Below are 17366 nucleotides of genomic sequence, written 5' to 3' on the forward strand. Positions count from 1 at the left end.
CGTTTTTTCTGTCTCATTATAATTCAACGTTAATTATACCTCAGCGTCAACTTTTTTAGTTGTGATACAACTGTCAATTTGATCTTTGTGAACAAATTTCCCCTCACTCATCATTGTTCATTTGCTGACTGGCAACATCTACATTTAAAGCATGCAAGCAATCACTTGCATGCTTTAAATGTAGATGTTATGATAACTTTAGGTAATATATCAAATAGGTTTTATTCAGATAGCAAATACTTAACCTTACTTACAACAAGCTTTTGATTTTTGACACTTATTGAAAAGGATATACGCATGAATAGACAAGATAAGAAAAACTTGACCAGAACAAAGATTACCACAGTGTTTATAAGTCTAGTCCATCAAAGAGGCTTTGCTAATACAAGGATATCAGATATCACTCAACAAGCTGGCCTTAGCCGTGGTACGTTCTATGTATATTTTCTTGATAAATATGATCTCTTGGAGAAATTGGAAAATAATTTATTAAAACACATTGAAACGCTTTCCACCTTAACAATTAATAAAACAGTTGCTTGGCTAGACAATCCCTCAGGCGATATACTATCTACGCCCTCCTCGCCATATTTCAGTTTGATTAATATTTTCAATTATCTAGATAATAACCGCTTTTTCTTTCAAACCTTGCTATCCGAAAACGGTGATAAACAATTTATTTACAAAATGAACCGCCTACTTGACCACTTATTTGAAAAGCTATGCAAAAATACTAGTGATCATATATTGCAAGCCTTACCAAGTGACTACACGATTGAGTTATTAACCAGTAGCCTTGTCAGTATCATTGACCATTGGTTACAAAAAGCTAATCCTGAAACGCCAAGCGATGTAGCAAAAATTTTGATTCAAAGCCGATTATTTGCTGTCTATCAACCAGCATAATTAGAATTCCTTTTCCTATACTTCAGTGACTGATAAAAAGATGAGCGCTACTTTTACTAGTTCTATATGCGCCTTGGATTTTTATAACAGCTGATTCTTTCTCCCAACAATCTCATTTATATTTGATCGTTTTAAAGTTATAATAGTAAGCAACGTGAGGGAAAATCATGAAAAGAGTTTTATTAATTGGCTCAGGCGGTGCTGGAAAATCAACGTTAGCACGCAAACTGAGTAAGCAATTGAACATTACAGTTTTTCACTTAGATAAGTTGTTGTGGAAACCGAATTGGCAAATGACGCCAAAACCTGAACAAGCCATCATTGTTAACAATTTAGTGCGTCAAGATAGCTGGATCATTGATGGTAATTATAATGGCACACTAGATATTAGAGTTGCTGCTGCCGATACCATTATATTCCTAGATAGAAGTCGATTTGTATGTATCTATCAAGTTTTTAAACGTCTTCTGCAGTATAGAGGCACGTCACGTCCAGATATGCAAGACAATTGCCCGGAAAAAATTGATTTTGATTTTCTCAAGTGGATTTGGCACTTTCCCAATAAACAAAAAGTTATGATCATGAACATGTTTGAAACGATTGATCAATCTAAAAATATTGTTATCTTAAAAAACAAAAAACAAATTGAACAATTTTTGGACCAATTATAAGTTTTACAAAAAACGTACAATTATATGTGATCAAAACAAATGTTGAATCAGGTCGCTCAAATAATCCATCATACTTTAGAAAGAACGCTATCCGATGAAATCATATGAAAGCAAGGTCGCATTAAACGAGGCCATTAAAACCAGTTATAAAAAGTACATTGATGAATTTACAAATATTCCAAATTCACTTAGCAATAAACGGATACAAGATGTTGATCGCACACCAAGCGAAAACATTTCATACCAGTTAGGATGGATTACCGCCTTATTGAACTGGGAAAGAGATGAAATAGCTGGGAAAGAGATCTTTGTACCAGCAAAAGGTTATAAATGGAATAATTTAGGCGGACTCTATCAATCATTTTATGATACTTATGCTGACCTTTCTCTTGAAGAACAGATTAACTTGCTAAATAAACGTGTTAATGAACTTTGTGAACTTGTAAGTTCTTTACCAGATGACATTTTATTTGAGCCCAATAAGCGAAAGTGGGCAACTACTCCAGCCCAATGGCCGGTATGGAAATGGGTTCACATCAACTCGGTAGCACCTTTTAAAACTTTTAGAACCAAGATTCGTAAGTGGAAAAAGTTAGCATTGATTAAATAAACAAAAAGCCATGATAACATATACTGTTATCATGGCTTTTTGTTGCTATAATTTAACATTCATTTTGATACAAATCAACTAACCGTTGCCTTAGTTGATCATCATAAGCTGTTAAATACATACCATATTTGCCACGTTTAATTAAAACATTCAAAACATTAGCAATAAAATCTTGATATTCTTTGCTTGTAAATTTGATATCCTTACGCTTCTTAAAAATCTCTTTGTGTGAGTATTTTTCTGGCAAAATAGTCATGCTATCTGTTTTGTCGTCATAGCCAAATGATGGACCAATGATCATGCCCACGTAATTCAAATCAAATCCTTGTAAGGTATAAATTGTGCCTACTTGTGTAATAGAGGATTCACGTTTAGCCCAGTGTGTACGTTGTGGATCCCATTCGTCCCAAGGCAAAGAAAATGTGTCCATCTCAACATTATGGCGCCCATCGATGCGTGGGAATCCAGAAGTTGCGACAACACGACTGAGCCCAACTTCGCGATTTTTAGCTTTAACTTCCTCATATAAGTCCCCTGCTGTTGAGAATACTTTAAAGTCAAAATCACTATTACGAGGAAAAGGCATTAATGGCTTTTGTGCTGTTAAGTCATCCATCCATTGTACTTGTTCTGAACTAGCAACCATACGATATTGAAAATCCATATCAAATTGTCGGTATGGATGACTACCAACGGTCTGACGTAATAAATCTTGTGACCAGTACATTTTAGATTGAAAAACTTGTGCAAAATCATAGACCACCACCACAATTTTGGCTAAGTTCATCAAATCTGTGAGTTGGTTCTCACCTCGATAGTGTGCATAAGGCTCTGGCTTTGAATATAATAAATGTGCCTCATCTACGAAAATAACATCATATTTCCAATTGTTTTTCTGGGCACGATTAATGAGTGCTGTGGGACGTAAGATATCCTTTTCTTTCATACCGGGAATATCATGGGCAAGATCTTGATAAGCTTTAAATAATTCGGGATGATTAACAACTAACGCGGTTTTATAGCGTTTATCCGTCATATATTTTGTGACTAAATTCATTAAAACAACTGATTTACCAGTGCCGGCAGCCCCTTGAATAACCGCCACAGCATGCTGATTTCCTTTAATGCTCTCATTAATATAACTGTTTATACTTGTAATGGTTTCTTTCTGATTATCAGATAATTGATCAATCATGAACTGATCTTTTAAAATTTTATTCATTGCGATTCACTCCTATTGTATTTATTATACAGACTTAGTAAGGAAACATCAGATTTTATTGTTATCCCCACAAGGTTCATCATGTTAACATTTATTTAAGGTTTTTCTAATAGTATTCGTGTCCTTTAACTATTTGATACTATATAAGCAAAGTAAAGTGTTCCAAATATTAACGTGCAAATACTTATCCACGATAAAAGATGTATCAACGGAGTTGCATTATGACTGCAAGCAAGATGAACTAGGCTGCATATTTCTTTAATTGTTTATAGGAAACTCACTAATGCATATTAAAGAAAAGAGAAAAACATGTTTATAGGTAACAATGTAAAACTGTCGCATTATCATGAAGAAGATGGAAAAAAGTTAGCTAGTTGGCAATGGGACGAAGATTTTTTAACGCCGTTAACTAGTGATATGATTCACCCTTACACCGCGGAAGACTGGGAAAAAATATTTAGGGATGCTTCCAACAGCTATGAAAATGTTGAATTTACCATTCGAAAAGTCAGTGATGATAGTTTAGTTGGGTTTGTTGATCTATCTGATATCAGTGTACGCAATCATTCCTGTGAACTTGGTATTGGCTTCCCCAAAAAGGAAGACCGATCAAAGGGATATGGCACTGAAGCCTTGTCTTTAATCTTGGATTATGGTTTTAATAATCTCAACATGCACAAAATTAAGCTCTCAGTATACCCCTCCAACATCGGCGCTGTAAAAGCCTACACTAAAGCGGGATTCGTCAAAGAAGGTACAGCCAAGAATGAAATTTTTTACAACGGAAAATGGATTGATATAGACTATTATGCGATTTTCCAAGAAGACTGGTATGCAAGGCAGTAATAAAAAATAAAAGCACTCAATGAGTGCATACATAAACAAGTTAACATGTAGGACTCATGTTAAAAGAATTGGGAGAATGATTATGGATGAGAATGGCAAAATTGTACCTGTTGAAATTAAAGGTTGGAACTGGGGGGCCTTCATGTATAACATTTTTTGGGGAATTGGTAACAAAACTTATTTACCTTTACTATGCCTAATCCCTTTATTTAATTTCATTTGGATCTTTGTTTGTGGATTTAAAGGCAATGAATGGGCTTGGCAAAAAGGTGATTACACTGACGTGGAGACATTTAAAGCTGTCCAGGCCACATGGAATCGTGCTGGATTGGTACAGTTTATTTTGACAATCGCCATATTAGTACTATACTTTTTACTTTTCGTGATTCTTTTCTCATCAGTCTTAAATCAAAATAACTATTAATAGTCTCATCCTATTTGGTGTGCTTGCGCAGAGAAAAATCAACAAAAAATTTCAAACTCATTAATCACTCGTTTGAAATTTATAGGAACTGAAATCAAATGATGACCACTCAAGACAATATTCTTTTAAAAACCGCACTAAAAATGAGACATGAAAAAGAATTTAAGGCATCCAACCGTATCTTAAAAAAATTAGATGCAAAATATCCGCTTAATGCCTATATTCAATATCAATATGCTTGGAGCTTCGATATTCTTGGGCAAGAAAGAGAAGCTGTCCCTCACTACTATGCAGCCATTGATAACAATGGGCTAGAATCTGTCGATTTAGAAAACGCCTACTTAGGTTTAGGTAGTACTCTACGATCAATAGGTTCTTATGATGAATCATTAGATATTTTATCAAAAGGTACGGAATTATTTCCAACAAATAATGCTTTAAAAGTTTTCAAGGGGATGACACTCTATAATTTAAAACGCTTTAAAGAGTCCACAACTATTTTATTGGAATGTCTTATTGAGACAAGTGAAGACACTGATATTAAATCGTATACTAAAGCACTAGAACTGTACTCACAAGATCTAGACCAGACATTTTAAATAATCATCGAGCATCGTATATTAAAAATCCTCAATAGGGACAAATCATGAAAATAAAACCGGCAAATAGTTGCTGTTCCATTACAAGTCACTCGCTGCTTTAATGCGCATATAAAATGCAAAGAAGAAAAAATATAAAAGCACGTTCCAAAAATAAAATTCTTTATCAAAGTATTTGGATTACCACGCTAATAATAGTAATTGTCGTCATTATTGGCTTTTGGCAAACTTATACTAAGTATTCTGGTGATTTAGTTAAAAAAGTTGATACAACCTCATCCAAAAACACTTTAAAACCGCAGTCAATTTTTAAAGTTGGTGAGACAGCAGAATATAAAGATATTCAGTTTAAAGTAAATGACTTCCGTTTCATAGATGGTTACCCAAAAATTGATAAATTAGATGCTGGAAATCAATTTGTTGTTGTTAATATAACCATTACCAATCATAGTAATAAAAAATTTGATTATGATTCATACTTTTTTCACCTTGATGACAATGGTAAACAAACAGATACAACGGAGTCTTCTTACAACGTAACTGATTCTTTAGACAGCGGCATCTTACTTAAAGGTGAATCAACAACGGGAAACCTTGTGGGGCAAGCAAATACAAATCATCAACTAAAGTTAATTTACCAACAAGATACTAATCTTAACAAAGGGAAAATAACTTTTAAACTGAATCAAGAATAAGATTTAAAACTGAACATGATACTAATACTCAGGATAATGATTCTTGAAATTCCTGGTTCTAGTTGTGATTCTGACGTTGCTTTATAATTTAATCGTTATTAACCCCAATTTTAGATCTGACTTTTCACCACTAAGAATGAGCTTCATAAATTGAAGCTTATTCTTAGTGGTGGGCAACACATGACTTATGCATTTTCATCTTTGGCCAAGAATGATGCAAAAATTAACGACAACGATTATGCACTGAAATTGCTTGCTAAGTTTTTCTTTGAGGAGAACAATACAAATATTTCAACCAATAGAGAGATAAAACTATGACAAGAGCCAATTTATTTAAAACCATTGCGACGATGGGATTATTAGGAACAATTATATATAAAGTTTTAACTAATGCACGCTCAGTATATATACAAATCATTCAGGCTTCGATCCTTGTTACATTATGGTTAGTTCTTGTAATTGATAGATACCGTCATACGCGTTCAAAATTATATTTAAAATGGGATTTATTTCTGGTTAGCGTAGCTACTTTACTAATAATAACTATAATATCTTTCTTTAGGTAATTTTTCTGTTAGTCATCAGTAGTTATCACGTGCAGAACCACGTTAAAAGCATTATTGGGGAAAAAATAATGACAAAAAAAGCACAAGAATTAAAGACACAAATAGTAGCTTATGGTTGGCAACTATTTACACCTGAAAATACAATCGTTATGGATAATGAGCAGGGAAATATAGCTATTGGAGATGTTTCTGATAACTTTAGAGGCGGTCCAGTAATATTGCTCAAGGTTAGCAAGAATGAAGCTATAGTCGAGAATAGCGGGTATTTTGAACAAGGAATATCAGTTACTTTAGACAAAAAAATTATTATCAGACGACGCCCTATCATTGGAGATAACTAATTGATGATTAAATAAAAAAGCTTTTAAACATGAATCAGAAGAATAAAGAAAGAGAAAGTGTAAATATGAAAGACCTAAAAATACACAGCAAAATGTTTCAATATAGAGCAGCGCTTTTTGTAATTGCTATTCCTTTGATTGTAGCCAATTTTATATATCCGAATAATATCTATATCCAGCGCTCAATGCCATTGTTACTAGCATTTATGCTTATTTCATACGCTGTTGAGAGATTTAGAGAGAAAAAATGGTTACCTTTTTCAGCTTACGCATTGGTTAGCTTGCTCAACATTTTTCAGGTTAGCCAAGAACTATATCGCCATTTATATATTTATAAATAATAACCAGATTTCCAACAAACAAAGCAACGATAATACACAAAAAACGCAAGATACTGGTGTTTAAATTTTTTGGCGTTATTTATTTCCGCAATGTTAATATTAAACACAACATAAACTTAATTGCCAATTTTGTCGAAACGGCAATTTTAATATTTGCGCGCATACAGTATGATAGGTGACAAAATTAAAGATATGTAGAATTCTATATATAACGGAACTTATGAAGATAGCTCGTCCTAAAAATTTGAAATGTCACTTGCTAGATTAAAATTAGAAGAAACTCAAGAAAGAAAAAACCAACATGAAATATTTTTCACCTAAATTACAAAAATACATTGATGATAACACCACCCCAACTCAAAATATTGGCACGCTTGTAGCGTCTGCAGCATTATTTATCTCCCTTTTACTAGTGATTAATACTGCATTGCATTTTCTTTTTGGTAACGAAAACTTTACAAACTTGCTTGTCTACTTAGTGGAACTGGCACTCTTTGTTATCATAGTAATTGCTCGCGTAAATTATGTGAACAAAATTCAGAACGATATATATACATCTATGAATAACGGAACATTTGACTACGGAAAAATAAAGAATTGGAACAGATTTGCTTATACCTATAACATATCCAGATTAATTGTTAAGTTCAAATTATTAGAGTTATTCGGTAACGATATAATCTCAACCAAATTCACGACAGCAGGTGTTACAGTTGGAATTACACCGATTAAAATGATTACCAGCGAGCAAATACAGGAAAACGTTCTGAATGCATTCTCTGTAAACGCAGAAAATATCCAATTCTCAGAAGATGGCTCTTCATACAGATTTGAAATGTCACTTGCTGGATTGAAACTATTAGAACCCCAAGATATTGTTGAGTACAACTAAGTTAATTAAAAAAGCCTCCGAGGACTAATCAGGGGCTTTTTGCTTACTTATATTCTGGTAGGTTATCCAAATTATCCTTTTTCGTTGAATTACAGTCAGTTCTAATGTATTCCTTAGTAAATTCAATTTTTCATTTAGAAATAGAATCAATAAAATCAAGTTTAACTTTTACGGATTCTATAACATCTGGATCATCACCATGGTGTACTTCACAAATCAAAAAAATCTGCCCATTTTGATTGTGTCAATGTTTTATCTCCTAATAATTCACTGGCTCATGCCATTATTTAAGTCAACAACTCTCCACTATCCTTTCACAGTTATAATATAGCTCTATAGACGATTAACGTAAAGTAAAAAAGCCTCCAAATAGACGGGGGCTTCTGTTCTAAGAAAATATAAGTTTATAATGTCCACATTGTTGCAGACAAGCGAGCAACATCTTCAGCAAAATTAGGCTTCTGTAACTCTGTGAATAGCTTTAATCCTTGTTCAGATAACTTCTGGTTCAATGCAAGTGATCTAAAGTCTTTCGCCAAACCACGAGCAACAACTTGTTCGCTTTGCTTTTCATCTGTTAATTGATGAATAGCTTTATTGATATAAACTTGTTCGTCACTATTCACATCTAGTTTTTGCAATAATTCCAGCAAATTTTCTTTTTTTGACATTTTGAAGTTCCCCTTTAGTGAGAATTCTACTCCTACAAGGCGCTTATTACAAATTGTCGTTATGCTAAAGTATCAAACCGTTACCTTAGGTATCTGTTGTCAACTCAATCCCGTTTTGAAATTAAACTGATGCACTAAAACAGTGCTTCAGGTCTAAGCTCGTGTTTTGTGACTTTAGAACCACAACCCTCCTATATTAAGCTGGGGTAACGTCTCGTTCACCCATCTACTTTCCCAACTATCTGGGAACTATTTTCGCCACAAGTGGAGAATTTGGTTTACTCAAGATTGAGTAAAAGTAGTTTTAGACAGAATTGTCCAAAACTGGACAACCATGTATTTGAATTCACTTACAACGTTTTTAATGAACGGGCGTACCTGTAAGTACGACCGCTACAACCGTACCCGAAAGTATACTTGTTCGCAGTTTGTTACGAATATGTTTTCCGCCAGTTGTGTCGGAACTATGTATATACATTTTTAAATATATATTTCTGTAATATTTACCATATGCTGGTTTTATGTGTTATTTTTGAATTATTTCGCTTGAAATAACATTCACTTTAATGAAATAATAAGCCATAACAAAAGGCGTTGCACTAAGATCTTTAAAACCTTATGCAACGCCTTAAAATGTATTAGTGGAGAAGAAGGGATTCGAACCCTCGCACGCTTTAACACGTCTACACCCTTAGCAAGGGCGCCTCTTCAGCCGCTTGAGTACTTCTCCATAACAATAACTAATATACCAGAATTTAGAACGGATAGCAATACCCAAAATTATTCATAAAGCCTTTATTTAAAGTAAATCAAGCGTCTTATGAGAAAAAAGAGCTACCACGTTACATGCTCTTTATTTATCCCCATTGCCTGCTATTTCTCTTAGAACTACTTTAGTAACATCCCCGCTAATAAACGCTGAAACATGCCCATTTTGCTCTATAAGTAACTCTCCATGATCTCCAACACCACAAATGTCTCCCTCAACATCCGCATTACCTGTTTTTAAAATAACATGTTTATTTTGTAAATATGAATGCTTGCGATAATATGTAAGATGTAGACCACTTTTATAGTCGGAAAAGTCACTTACAATTTCAGAAAAAATAGTTTGTACGAGCAAATTTTTATCAACATCTACTCCTAATGTTCCAACAATATGTTTTAATTCTTGTGGAACAGCAGTTGGCAAAATATTCAAACCAATACCAATAGCTACCTGAGTTACAACATTATTTGTTAGAATGCCTTCTACTAAGATTCCTGCAATCTTGCGATCGTTTAAGTATAGATCATTTACCCATTTAAGATCAACTTGGATACCACTAACTTTGAAAATTGCATGAGCAACCGATACAGCCACCCCCGTAGTTAGTAGACCTGCATCGAATTCATTCTGAATATCAAAAACAAATGTTTGATATATACCCGCTCCTTTAGGTGAGAAAAATGAACGCCCCTTCTTACCGTAACCAGCCGTCTGTTGGTTGCTAACAACGCCAAAAGGCCTAGACACACCCGCATTGAGCATGTCTCGGCCTTTTATCATCGTTGAGTCAACCACATCAATCACTGTAATTTGTTCAGGCATACTTGATTGTGTGATTAAATTCATCGTATAAAATTTGTGCGACAATTCGCACACCCCTTTTATTCTGCTTCTTCTTTATAACTTAACGCAGCAACGTTTAATTCCTTGTCTCCCAATCCCTTAGTGAAACTAGTTTCGTGGGAAACGATAATAACATTACCAGGGAATTTATCAATTGCTTTTCGTAACGCATTTTTAGTTCCTTCATCTAAATGATTTGTAGGTTCATCTAAAATTAAGAAATTGCTTGGCTTCATTTCCATAATAGCCAATTTAACTTTCGTTTGTTCACCACCGGATAACTGTTTTAATGGCTTTTGCGCATTTTCAGCGTTAATACCAGCAGCGGCTAACCGAGTACGTAAAGCTTTCGGCTCCAATTTAGGGAAACGATCTTGCATTTCTTGTAGTGGGGTTTTCTGATCGTTATCCCATTCTAAATCCTGATCAAAGTAATTCACTACTGCTGATGGTGAAAACTCTGCCTCACCACCAAGTGCTGGTATAACACCCAAAACTGATTTGATTAATGTCGATTTACCAGCACCATTGAATCCTTTAAAAACAACTTTTTGTCCAGAAGTCATTGAAAAAGTTACTGGTTCCAACACTGGTGTTACATAACCGACTGACAGTTCATTCACTGTCAATGCATTTGCAGATTGTGAATTAACATAAGGAAAATTAAACTTGGCCTGTAATGCTTCTGAAGGTGGATCAACTCGATCCATTCTTGCCAACATTTTTTCACGAGACTTAGCTTGTTTTGATGTTGAAGCACGAGCTTTGTTTTTAGCAATAAACTTTTGAGCCTTCTCAATTTCACCTTGTTGCTTTTCATATTGACGTAACTGTTGCTCAGCTCGCTCGTCTTTTTGACGCATTGCCTTTTTAAATGAGCCACGGAACTTAGTAATTTTACCAAACGATAGGTCAATTATTGCATTGGTTACCTTATCCAAAAAGTCAAAATCATGCGAAATAATCATCGCTGATCCTTCAAAAGACTGTAGAAAATCTTCAAGCCATTCAATATGGGCCACATCCAAATAGTTTGTTGGTTCATCTAAGATAATAACGTCGTCATTTTCTAACAATAACTTAGCCAGAATAACTTTGGCACGTTGCCCACCAGACATTGATTCTAGTGCCCGAGTACGCCCAATAGCTTCCAATCCCAATCCAGAAATCACGCGTTCGATTTTGGTGTCCACATCATAAAATCCGGCAGCGTCTAGCTCTTCTTGCATACGACCAGCACGTTCTAACAATTTGTCAGATAAACTCTCTGCATATTCATTGTATAGTTCCGTAATACGGTCTTGCTTGTCATACAAATCTTGATAAGCTGTATGCAAAAAATCGACCAGCGTCATTCCTTCAGGAATTTCTGCATACTGGTCTAAGTAACCAACTTTTAACCCTTTTTGCCACTCGATTTTACCAGAAAGAGGAAGTTCCTGACCAGTAATGATTTTGATAAGTGTTGACTTACCAGCACCATTTTGGCCAACAATTCCCATGTGTTCTCCAGCTTGTAGTTCAAAAGCTGCATCTTCATATAAAGTTTTTTCTGCGTAGGCCATTGAAAGACCTGAAATTTCTAATAATGCCATAACTATAAGTCTACCATACTTTAAAGCAACATTGAGTATGTACGAGGTATTTTTTGCGTTTCACCCGATAAAACAGCGTCTCGTGTTTTTTCAATAACTTCTTTGGAATATTTCACTTTATCTTTTTGGTCAGTAATTTCGTAAACAGTAAGAACCGAATAAGCTAGTTGATAGCCTTCTTCCACACTTCCTTGCATCATCATTAATAAGCCCTTTCCAAACTTCAAACGAATTCGCTCACCTGTCCAATCTAGTATAAACTGATCAGCATTACTCAATATTTGTTCCGATAAGGTTAACATTTCAGCTGCACCTTTAAGATCTACAAAGAGCAGTCCATTAAACGCTGTATAAGCAATATCTACTAATCGCTTTTTTTCTGTACGTAATTGTGTATAAAATTTTGCTCGTTTAATAGCCAAACGGCTTAAAATTAACAAATCACTTGGAGACATACCAAAATAAAACAAGGTAAAAATATCTAATTCAATTTGTCCCCACGTTTCGGCTTGTTTTAAAAAATTAACTGCTGGTTTGACGTGCTTTTTCACAATATCAATATCATATATTTGTAAATTGCCTTCTTCGGCAAGTGCGCCCTGTATCATTAAACCAAAATCTCGTATAAAGCGTGCACTGATACCGCCACGACCTTGACGCATATCATTTGTAGCTTTCAAAATCATTGCTTCTAATTGTTTCTTTTCTTGTGGTTTTCCGGATTGAACACCCATTTCACGGAGCAACATATAAATATAATTATTGTTGGTTTCTCCACCAAGAAATAAGAATTCATCATGGCTAACACCCATATCTGATAATAATTTATCTAACCGATCCGCTGAAATACGAGTTTGCCCTTTTTCAAATTTTCCAATCAGTGATCGAGATATGCTAGGCTGTTCTAAATCAACTATTTTTAAACCCTTATCTTCTCGTAAACGTTTAAAAGTCGCACCATAATTCATTTTCATTACCCTCATCATTAAAAAAATAGAATATATTCTCTTTTCATTGTCAAACTGACTTTACCATGTATGCTATATTTATTCAATTTATCATTCAAAAAGGAGTTCTTATATGCGAGTTGCCAAAAATAACATAGCATTTCGAGTAATGATTGCATCACAGTTCGTTAATAACTTAGGAAGCAGTTTTTTCAATATTGTTTTTTTAGTTTACGCTGCAACACTACCAAACAAAACACTTAGTGTTACATTGGTTGCATTTACAGAAATGCTACCAACACTATTCTCCATTATTGTTGGAAATTTTGCTGATAAAACGAAGCATCACCTTCAGTCTTGGAGTATTGCTCGCCTCTCCCAATCAATAATCTTTTTGATTATTACTGTGATATTGATTTTCTTTGACGGTCAATTTTGGAGTTTTTTGATACTGTTATTATTAGTCTTTATTTCTTCGGTAGTCGGATCTTATAGTAATTTACTAATGAAACCAGTTTCTAGATTTATTTTAAGCGATTCTGATTTGCAAGAAGCAATGAGCTTGGAGCAAACTGTCAGTATTGCCGTCAACTTAATTGGTGGTTTTTCCGGAGTCGCTTTACTTGGCATTTTGCATCAAAATTACGCTGGATTTAGTCTTATCAATGCTGGGATGTTTGTTATTGCTTGGTCTATTATGGCGCTTAATCATCGTCAATTTTCGGAAGCCGAACAACATATTGAAGCAGAAACAAAGTCAAATACCAATACATCAATTTTTTCAGATTTAAAATCAACTTTTATTTATGTTTACAAGGATTATCTATTTTTCCAAATTTTACTGCTCGCTACCGCCATTAATTTTGTCGGCACCTCTTTTAATGGTATTTTTAACCTGACCTTATTACATAGCAAATCATTATTAATTGGCAACTTTGGCACGACCGTAGCTATTTTTGGCGCAATAAGTTCAATTGGTCTATTGACTGGATCTTTGGTTACCAATGATTTTTTTAAGGAACTAACAACAAAACAATTAGTTGGTATCTCTGGTATCGGTATTGTGTTAATTGCTGCTGTACCAATTTTTTATCCAAATGGTGTTTTATGGATGCTAATCATTTTTTTATTTTCATACATTGAAGCTAAAATCAATCCAAAATTAGGAGCAATCTTAATGAAGCGAATCGATCATAATCGCTTGGCTGGAGTGTCCGGTCTGATTAATACATTCGTTATGTCGGCCACGCCACTTGGTCAAATTATTTTTCTCGGCACCGCAAATATCTATTCACCAAATATTTCTTGGTTCTTCATGGGATTTTTAGCATCAATGATTACCATTTATACAATCATAACTCGCCAACAAGATATGGAACTGGTTGAAAAAAACAGAGAATCCGCTATACTATAATTATTATGAAACCACGTAAACTAAACATCAAAACTATTCCAGCTGCTGACATTAACCGTGCTTATCGCTTTTGGCGTGATGTATTTGATTTGCCGCAATCTGGCCACCAAAGTGGTCGTCATCTTGTGATTGATGGCGAAGATATTGTGTTTGTCTTCGGCAAACCAACTGACCGCCTAGAAATGCTCGTTCGTGATCACCAAGCTGATTTGGTAAAACACTTACGTAACAATTTCATCCCAATTATTGGTAAGCCAGAAAACAGATTTGGAAACAAAATTGCCTTATCAATACATGATTCCGAAGGTAATTTAATTGTTTTAGAAGCCAATGCTTAAGTTCAAAATAAAAAAGCGTAAACAGCTATTATAAGTTGTTTACGCTCTTTTACTATTAAAGTGTTGTAAAATCAATAACCTTACGACCAGTAATTGAACCGGCTTTCATTTCATCAATAATATCATTCATGTCTTGGAAAGCAACAGTTTCAACAATTGGCTTAACTTTTCCTTCGGCACCAAATTGGAATGCTTCCTTCAAATCTGCTCGCGTACCAACTAGAGAGCCACGAACCTCGATACCATCAAGAACTGTTTTAGCAATGTTCAAGGCCATGTCACCTTGTGGCAAAGCAACAGCCACAAGTTTACCCATAGGGCGCAATACATTAACAGCTTGTGAGAATGCCGCATCATTAACAGCAGTTACCTGGGCATTGTGAACACCACCAGTTAATTCATTAACCTTAGCTACAACATCTTCTTTTTTACGATTAACTAGAACTTCTGCACCGTTATCTTTTGCCGCTGCTAGCTTGTCATCATTACCATCAATAACAGCAACATGTGCACCGAAAACGCTATGTGCATATTGAACAGCCAAATTACCCAAACCACCGGCGCCGTGAACAGACACCCATTCTCCAGGCTTAGTTTCACCAACCTTCAAGGCCTTGTACATCGTAACACCAGCACAAGTAATTGAAGTGGCTTCAACTGGATCCAATCCATCTGGTACTTTAACTGCATACTTAGCATTGACAACGGCTTGTTGTGACATTGCCCCATCAATTGTGTAACCGGAATTGCGTACTTTACGACAGAAAGTTTCATTACCTGATACACAGTAATCACAAACGCCACAAGCATCATAGAACCAAGCAATTGACACACGGTCACCAACCTTAAGATAAGCATCGGCCCCTTCACCTAATTTTGACACACGGCCAACACCTTCGTGCCCAATGACACGACCAAAGTTACCATTGCGTTCACCAATCTTATTAGGGTCACCGAAATCGCCATTTGCACAGTGCAAATCAGTGTGACAAAGGCCAACATATTCAATATCAACCAACGCGTCCCCGAATGCCAACGCACGTGGTTGCCAATCATCAATTAAATCGACATAACCATCATTTACGTTACGAACAACTGCTGCTTTCATTTTTAACCTCTTTCTTGTATGTGAACTTATTTACAATTAATTTTAACCCTAATTAGTACATTTGTAAAGTATAAGTTGCTATTTAATATATAGCGTTAGTGACTCGATTCACATAAACCAACCTAAAAAAGAGCATTATTAATAAATGCTCTTTTAAAATTTATTAAACTATTAATTACGACCAAGCTTTTTAAATCCAGGAATTGTCAGCATAAAGATCAAGCTAACCATGTACATGAGTGATAGGCTCAACATAACCGTAGCGACATTATAGTTGTCCATAATCCAACCAATTACAACTGATGAAAATGCCCCAATGGCACGTCCTGATCCCATCAATGTGTTAGCAGCTGTGGCTCTTATTTCTGATGGATACAGACGACTGATAACCGCTCCAAATCCACCATACATACCATTAGAGAAAAATCCAACTAAAGCACCCAATATAATTAATGTCCACATGTTATATGCAAATGTAAAGACATAAATCATAAGCGCTGATGCAACTAAGAATATGGCAAAAGCACGTCGAGGACCAATTGTATCTAAAATCGTACCAAAAGTAAGCATACCGACTGCCATACCGATAATAATTGGTATCATACCAAGATTAACGTATCCTGCTGTAATTGTTTCTGTAATACCCAATTGCTTACGCATAATTGTTGGTAACCAGTTCATTAATCCGTAGTATCCAGATGTTTGTATTGTTAACATAACAATCAATACGAAAGACGTGTAGGCACGTTTTGGGCTATTAGCAATTGTCGAAAAGCTAAACTTCTTTTTACCAGCCTTATAATCCGATTGTAACTGTTCAAATTCAGGTGTTTCTTTTAAATGGCGACGAACAATGTATACAACGATTAATGGCAAGAATCCAATCATGAATAATCCACGCCATCCAAATGACGGCATAATTAATGTCGCCAAAATTGCAGCAAGTATAGCACCGACTTGACCGCCAATCGCAGTAATAGAGCTCATACGCCCGACACGGCTGGCTCTAAAACTTTCAGCAATTAATGCCATACTTACACCATACTCGCCACCGGTTCCCATTCCTAGTAAGAAACGAGCAGCATAGATTGTGTGTGTTGTCTAAAAATGCAAGAATCACTGTTGCAAAAGTTACCAACATAATTGTATAAGACAAAACCTTAACACGACCAATACGATCCGCTAAAATACCAAATAAAAGACTTCCTAATAATGCTCCCCAGTTTGACATGGCTGCGATAATACCGCCCTGTGCCCCGGTAATATGTAATTCAGCAATCATGGGTGCCAATGCGAATGATAAGAAAGTGGCATCCATATGATCTAAAGTGAATCCCAAAGTTGTTGAACCAAGAACAACCTTTTGTTCACTGGTCATCTTCCCTATAGATACTGGTTCCTGTTGTGCTACGTTCTCGGACTGACTAACTGTCATATATTATTTTCCTCCAAAATGTCTGCTCACTGGCAAACGTTATTTTGTCCGTTAATTATTAAACCATATATACAGTAATTAATCAATCAAACGTTTAACAATTTTTAAATTATTGTACAAAAAAAGCGCTCAC

At 35.1% G+C, this 17366-nt stretch carries 20 protein-coding genes, 1 tRNA gene and 1 pseudogene; 13 read left to right on the forward strand and 9 right to left on the reverse strand.

Annotated features, from left to right (window positions below):
• Positions 1 to 297: 297 nt before the first annotated feature.
• From A6B45_RS09285 to A6B45_RS09295, 3 genes are all read left to right on the forward strand, one after another.
• The gene (locus A6B45_RS09285; protein WP_072614306.1) at positions 298 to 906 is read left to right on the forward strand and encodes a TetR/AcrR family transcriptional regulator; all 609 of its coding nucleotides are present in this window, start codon (positions 298 to 300) and stop codon (positions 904 to 906) included.
• Positions 907 to 1073: 167 nt separating this feature from the next.
• A complete protein-coding gene (locus tag A6B45_RS09290) occupies positions 1074 to 1577 on the forward strand; it encodes a DNA topology modulation protein (RefSeq protein ID WP_072614307.1) in 504 nt (167 codons plus the stop codon).
• A gap of 94 nt (positions 1578 to 1671) precedes the next feature.
• Positions 1672 to 2187 carry a ClbS/DfsB family four-helix bundle protein gene (locus A6B45_RS09295; RefSeq protein WP_072614308.1) on the forward strand — a complete coding sequence of 172 codons (516 nt, stop codon included), beginning with the start codon at positions 1672 to 1674 and terminating at the stop codon, positions 2185 to 2187.
• 52 nt (positions 2188 to 2239) lie between these two features.
• Here A6B45_RS09295 and A6B45_RS09300 read toward each other — a convergent pair whose 3' ends face one another.
• Positions 2240 to 3409, reverse strand: a complete 1170-nt coding sequence (locus A6B45_RS09300) for a DUF2075 domain-containing protein (protein WP_072614309.1) — start codon at positions 3407 to 3409, stop codon at positions 2240 to 2242.
• A 309-nt stretch (positions 3410 to 3718) separates the two neighbouring features.
• Between A6B45_RS09300 and A6B45_RS09305 the strand changes: the two genes are divergently transcribed.
• The 8 genes from A6B45_RS09305 to A6B45_RS09340 all read left to right on the forward strand — a co-directional run bounded on the left by A6B45_RS09305 (position 3719) and on the right by A6B45_RS09340 (position 8113).
• Entirely contained in the window at positions 3719 to 4255 is a 537-nt protein-coding gene (locus tag A6B45_RS09305) for a GNAT family N-acetyltransferase (protein ID WP_072614310.1), read from the forward strand.
• An 82-nt stretch (positions 4256 to 4337) separates the two neighbouring features.
• Positions 4338 to 4679, forward strand: coding sequence for a ribonuclease G (locus A6B45_RS09310; protein ID WP_072614311.1), 342 nt, complete (start codon positions 4338 to 4340; stop codon positions 4677 to 4679).
• 98 nt (positions 4680 to 4777) lie between these two features.
• On the forward strand, positions 4778 to 5278 hold the full coding sequence (locus A6B45_RS09315; protein WP_197704147.1) for a tetratricopeptide repeat protein: 501 nt from the start codon (positions 4778 to 4780) through the stop codon (positions 5276 to 5278).
• A gap of 116 nt (positions 5279 to 5394) precedes the next feature.
• Positions 5395 to 5973 (forward strand): DUF4352 domain-containing protein, encoded by a 579-nt coding sequence (locus tag A6B45_RS09320; RefSeq protein WP_072614312.1) that lies wholly within the window; start codon positions 5395 to 5397, stop codon positions 5971 to 5973.
• A 180-nt stretch (positions 5974 to 6153) separates the two neighbouring features.
• Complete coding sequence (locus A6B45_RS10390; RefSeq protein ID WP_157884981.1) at positions 6154 to 6291, forward strand: hypothetical protein; 138 nt, start codon at positions 6154 to 6156, stop codon at positions 6289 to 6291.
• Positions 6292 to 6607: 316 nt separating this feature from the next.
• Positions 6608 to 6880, forward strand: coding sequence for a hypothetical protein (locus A6B45_RS09330; RefSeq protein ID WP_072614314.1), 273 nt, complete (start codon positions 6608 to 6610; stop codon positions 6878 to 6880).
• 29 nt (positions 6881 to 6909) lie between these two features.
• Entirely contained in the window at positions 6910 to 7221 is a 312-nt protein-coding gene (locus A6B45_RS09335) for a hypothetical protein (RefSeq protein WP_072614315.1), read from the forward strand.
• A 301-nt stretch (positions 7222 to 7522) separates the two neighbouring features.
• Positions 7523 to 8113 carry a hypothetical protein gene (locus A6B45_RS09340; protein WP_072614316.1) on the forward strand — a complete coding sequence of 197 codons (591 nt, stop codon included), beginning with the start codon at positions 7523 to 7525 and terminating at the stop codon, positions 8111 to 8113.
• Positions 8114 to 8156: 43 nt separating this feature from the next.
• Here A6B45_RS09340 and A6B45_RS10700 read toward each other — a convergent pair whose 3' ends face one another.
• From A6B45_RS10700 to A6B45_RS09370, 6 genes are all read right to left on the reverse strand, one after another.
• A complete protein-coding gene (locus tag A6B45_RS10700; protein ID WP_072614516.1) occupies positions 8157 to 8240 on the reverse strand; it encodes a DUF3892 domain-containing protein in 84 nt (27 codons plus the stop codon).
• A gap of 277 nt (positions 8241 to 8517) precedes the next feature.
• On the reverse strand, positions 8518 to 8784 hold the full coding sequence (locus A6B45_RS09350) for a hypothetical protein (RefSeq protein ID WP_072614317.1): 267 nt from the start codon (positions 8782 to 8784) through the stop codon (positions 8518 to 8520).
• Positions 8785 to 9426: 642 nt separating this feature from the next.
• Positions 9427 to 9514: transfer RNA gene (locus tag A6B45_RS09355), tRNA-Ser, on the reverse strand.
• A 123-nt stretch (positions 9515 to 9637) separates the two neighbouring features.
• Positions 9638 to 10420: a biotin--[acetyl-CoA-carboxylase] ligase gene (locus A6B45_RS09360; protein WP_227005832.1), complete on the reverse strand. Its 783-nt coding sequence runs from the start codon at positions 10418 to 10420 to the stop codon at positions 9638 to 9640.
• Between the two features lie 14 nt (positions 10421 to 10434).
• Complete coding sequence (locus A6B45_RS09365) at positions 10435 to 11991, reverse strand: ABC-F family ATP-binding cassette domain-containing protein (protein WP_072614319.1); 1557 nt, start codon at positions 11989 to 11991, stop codon at positions 10435 to 10437.
• Between the two features lie 20 nt (positions 11992 to 12011).
• Entirely contained in the window at positions 12012 to 12965 is a 954-nt protein-coding gene (locus tag A6B45_RS09370; protein ID WP_227005831.1) for a helix-turn-helix domain-containing protein, read from the reverse strand.
• Between the two features lie 106 nt (positions 12966 to 13071).
• On the opposite strand from A6B45_RS09370, the gene A6B45_RS09375 reads away from it, so the two are divergent.
• Both A6B45_RS09375 and A6B45_RS09380 read left to right on the forward strand, forming a co-directional pair.
• On the forward strand, positions 13072 to 14352 hold the full coding sequence (locus A6B45_RS09375; protein WP_072614321.1) for an MFS transporter: 1281 nt from the start codon (positions 13072 to 13074) through the stop codon (positions 14350 to 14352).
• Between the two features lie 5 nt (positions 14353 to 14357).
• Entirely contained in the window at positions 14358 to 14690 is a 333-nt protein-coding gene (locus A6B45_RS09380) for a VOC family protein (RefSeq protein WP_072614322.1), read from the forward strand.
• Positions 14691 to 14745: 55 nt separating this feature from the next.
• Here A6B45_RS09380 and adhP read toward each other — a convergent pair whose 3' ends face one another.
• Positions 14746 to 15798, reverse strand: a complete 1053-nt coding sequence (gene adhP, locus A6B45_RS09385) for an alcohol dehydrogenase AdhP (RefSeq protein ID WP_072614323.1) — start codon at positions 15796 to 15798, stop codon at positions 14746 to 14748.
• 171 nt (positions 15799 to 15969) lie between these two features.
• A pseudogene (locus tag A6B45_RS09390) lies at positions 15970 to 17233 on the reverse strand (MFS transporter).
• Positions 17234 to 17366: the final 133 nt, after the last annotated feature.

The organism is Leuconostoc suionicum, from assembly GCF_001891125.1.
Classification (GTDB): Bacteria; Bacillota; Bacilli; order Lactobacillales; family Lactobacillaceae; genus Leuconostoc; species Leuconostoc suionicum.

Bases quoted from the DNA above. Each gene is read 5' to 3' on its own strand.
- A6B45_RS09285 (WP_072614306.1), top strand. From the start codon at position 298: ATGAATAGACAAGATAAGAAAAACTTGACCAGAACAAAGATTACCACA.
- A6B45_RS09290 (WP_072614307.1), top strand. From the start codon at position 1,074: ATGAAAAGAGTTTTATTAATTGGCTCAGGCGGTGCTGGAAAATCAACG.
- A6B45_RS09295 (WP_072614308.1), top strand. From the start codon at position 1,672: ATGAAATCATATGAAAGCAAGGTCGCATTAAACGAGGCCATTAAAACC.
- A6B45_RS09300 (WP_072614309.1), bottom strand. From the start codon at position 3,409: ATGAATAAAATTTTAAAAGATCAGTTCATGATTGATCAATTATCTGAT.
- A6B45_RS09305 (WP_072614310.1), top strand. From the start codon at position 3,719: ATGTTTATAGGTAACAATGTAAAACTGTCGCATTATCATGAAGAAGAT.
- A6B45_RS09310 (WP_072614311.1), top strand. From the start codon at position 4,338: ATGGATGAGAATGGCAAAATTGTACCTGTTGAAATTAAAGGTTGGAAC.
- A6B45_RS09315 (WP_197704147.1), top strand. From the start codon at position 4,778: ATGATGACCACTCAAGACAATATTCTTTTAAAAACCGCACTAAAAATG.
- A6B45_RS09320 (WP_072614312.1), top strand. From the start codon at position 5,395: ATGCAAAGAAGAAAAAATATAAAAGCACGTTCCAAAAATAAAATTCTT.
- A6B45_RS10390 (WP_157884981.1), top strand. From the start codon at position 6,154: ATGACTTATGCATTTTCATCTTTGGCCAAGAATGATGCAAAAATTAAC.
- A6B45_RS09330 (WP_072614314.1), top strand. From the start codon at position 6,608: ATGACAAAAAAAGCACAAGAATTAAAGACACAAATAGTAGCTTATGGT.
- A6B45_RS09335 (WP_072614315.1), top strand. From the start codon at position 6,910: ATGAATCAGAAGAATAAAGAAAGAGAAAGTGTAAATATGAAAGACCTA.
- A6B45_RS09340 (WP_072614316.1), top strand. From the start codon at position 7,523: ATGAAATATTTTTCACCTAAATTACAAAAATACATTGATGATAACACC.
- A6B45_RS09350 (WP_072614317.1), bottom strand. From the start codon at position 8,784: ATGTCAAAAAAAGAAAATTTGCTGGAATTATTGCAAAAACTAGATGTG.
- A6B45_RS09365 (WP_072614319.1), bottom strand. From the start codon at position 11,991: ATGGCATTATTAGAAATTTCAGGTCTTTCAATGGCCTACGCAGAAAAA.
- A6B45_RS09370 (WP_227005831.1), bottom strand. From the start codon at position 12,965: ATGAAAATGAATTATGGTGCGACTTTTAAACGTTTACGAGAAGATAAG.
- A6B45_RS09375 (WP_072614321.1), top strand. From the start codon at position 13,072: ATGCGAGTTGCCAAAAATAACATAGCATTTCGAGTAATGATTGCATCA.
- A6B45_RS09380 (WP_072614322.1), top strand. From the start codon at position 14,358: ATGAAACCACGTAAACTAAACATCAAAACTATTCCAGCTGCTGACATT.
- adhP (WP_072614323.1), bottom strand. From the start codon at position 15,798: ATGAAAGCAGCAGTTGTTCGTAACGTAAATGATGGTTATGTCGATTTA.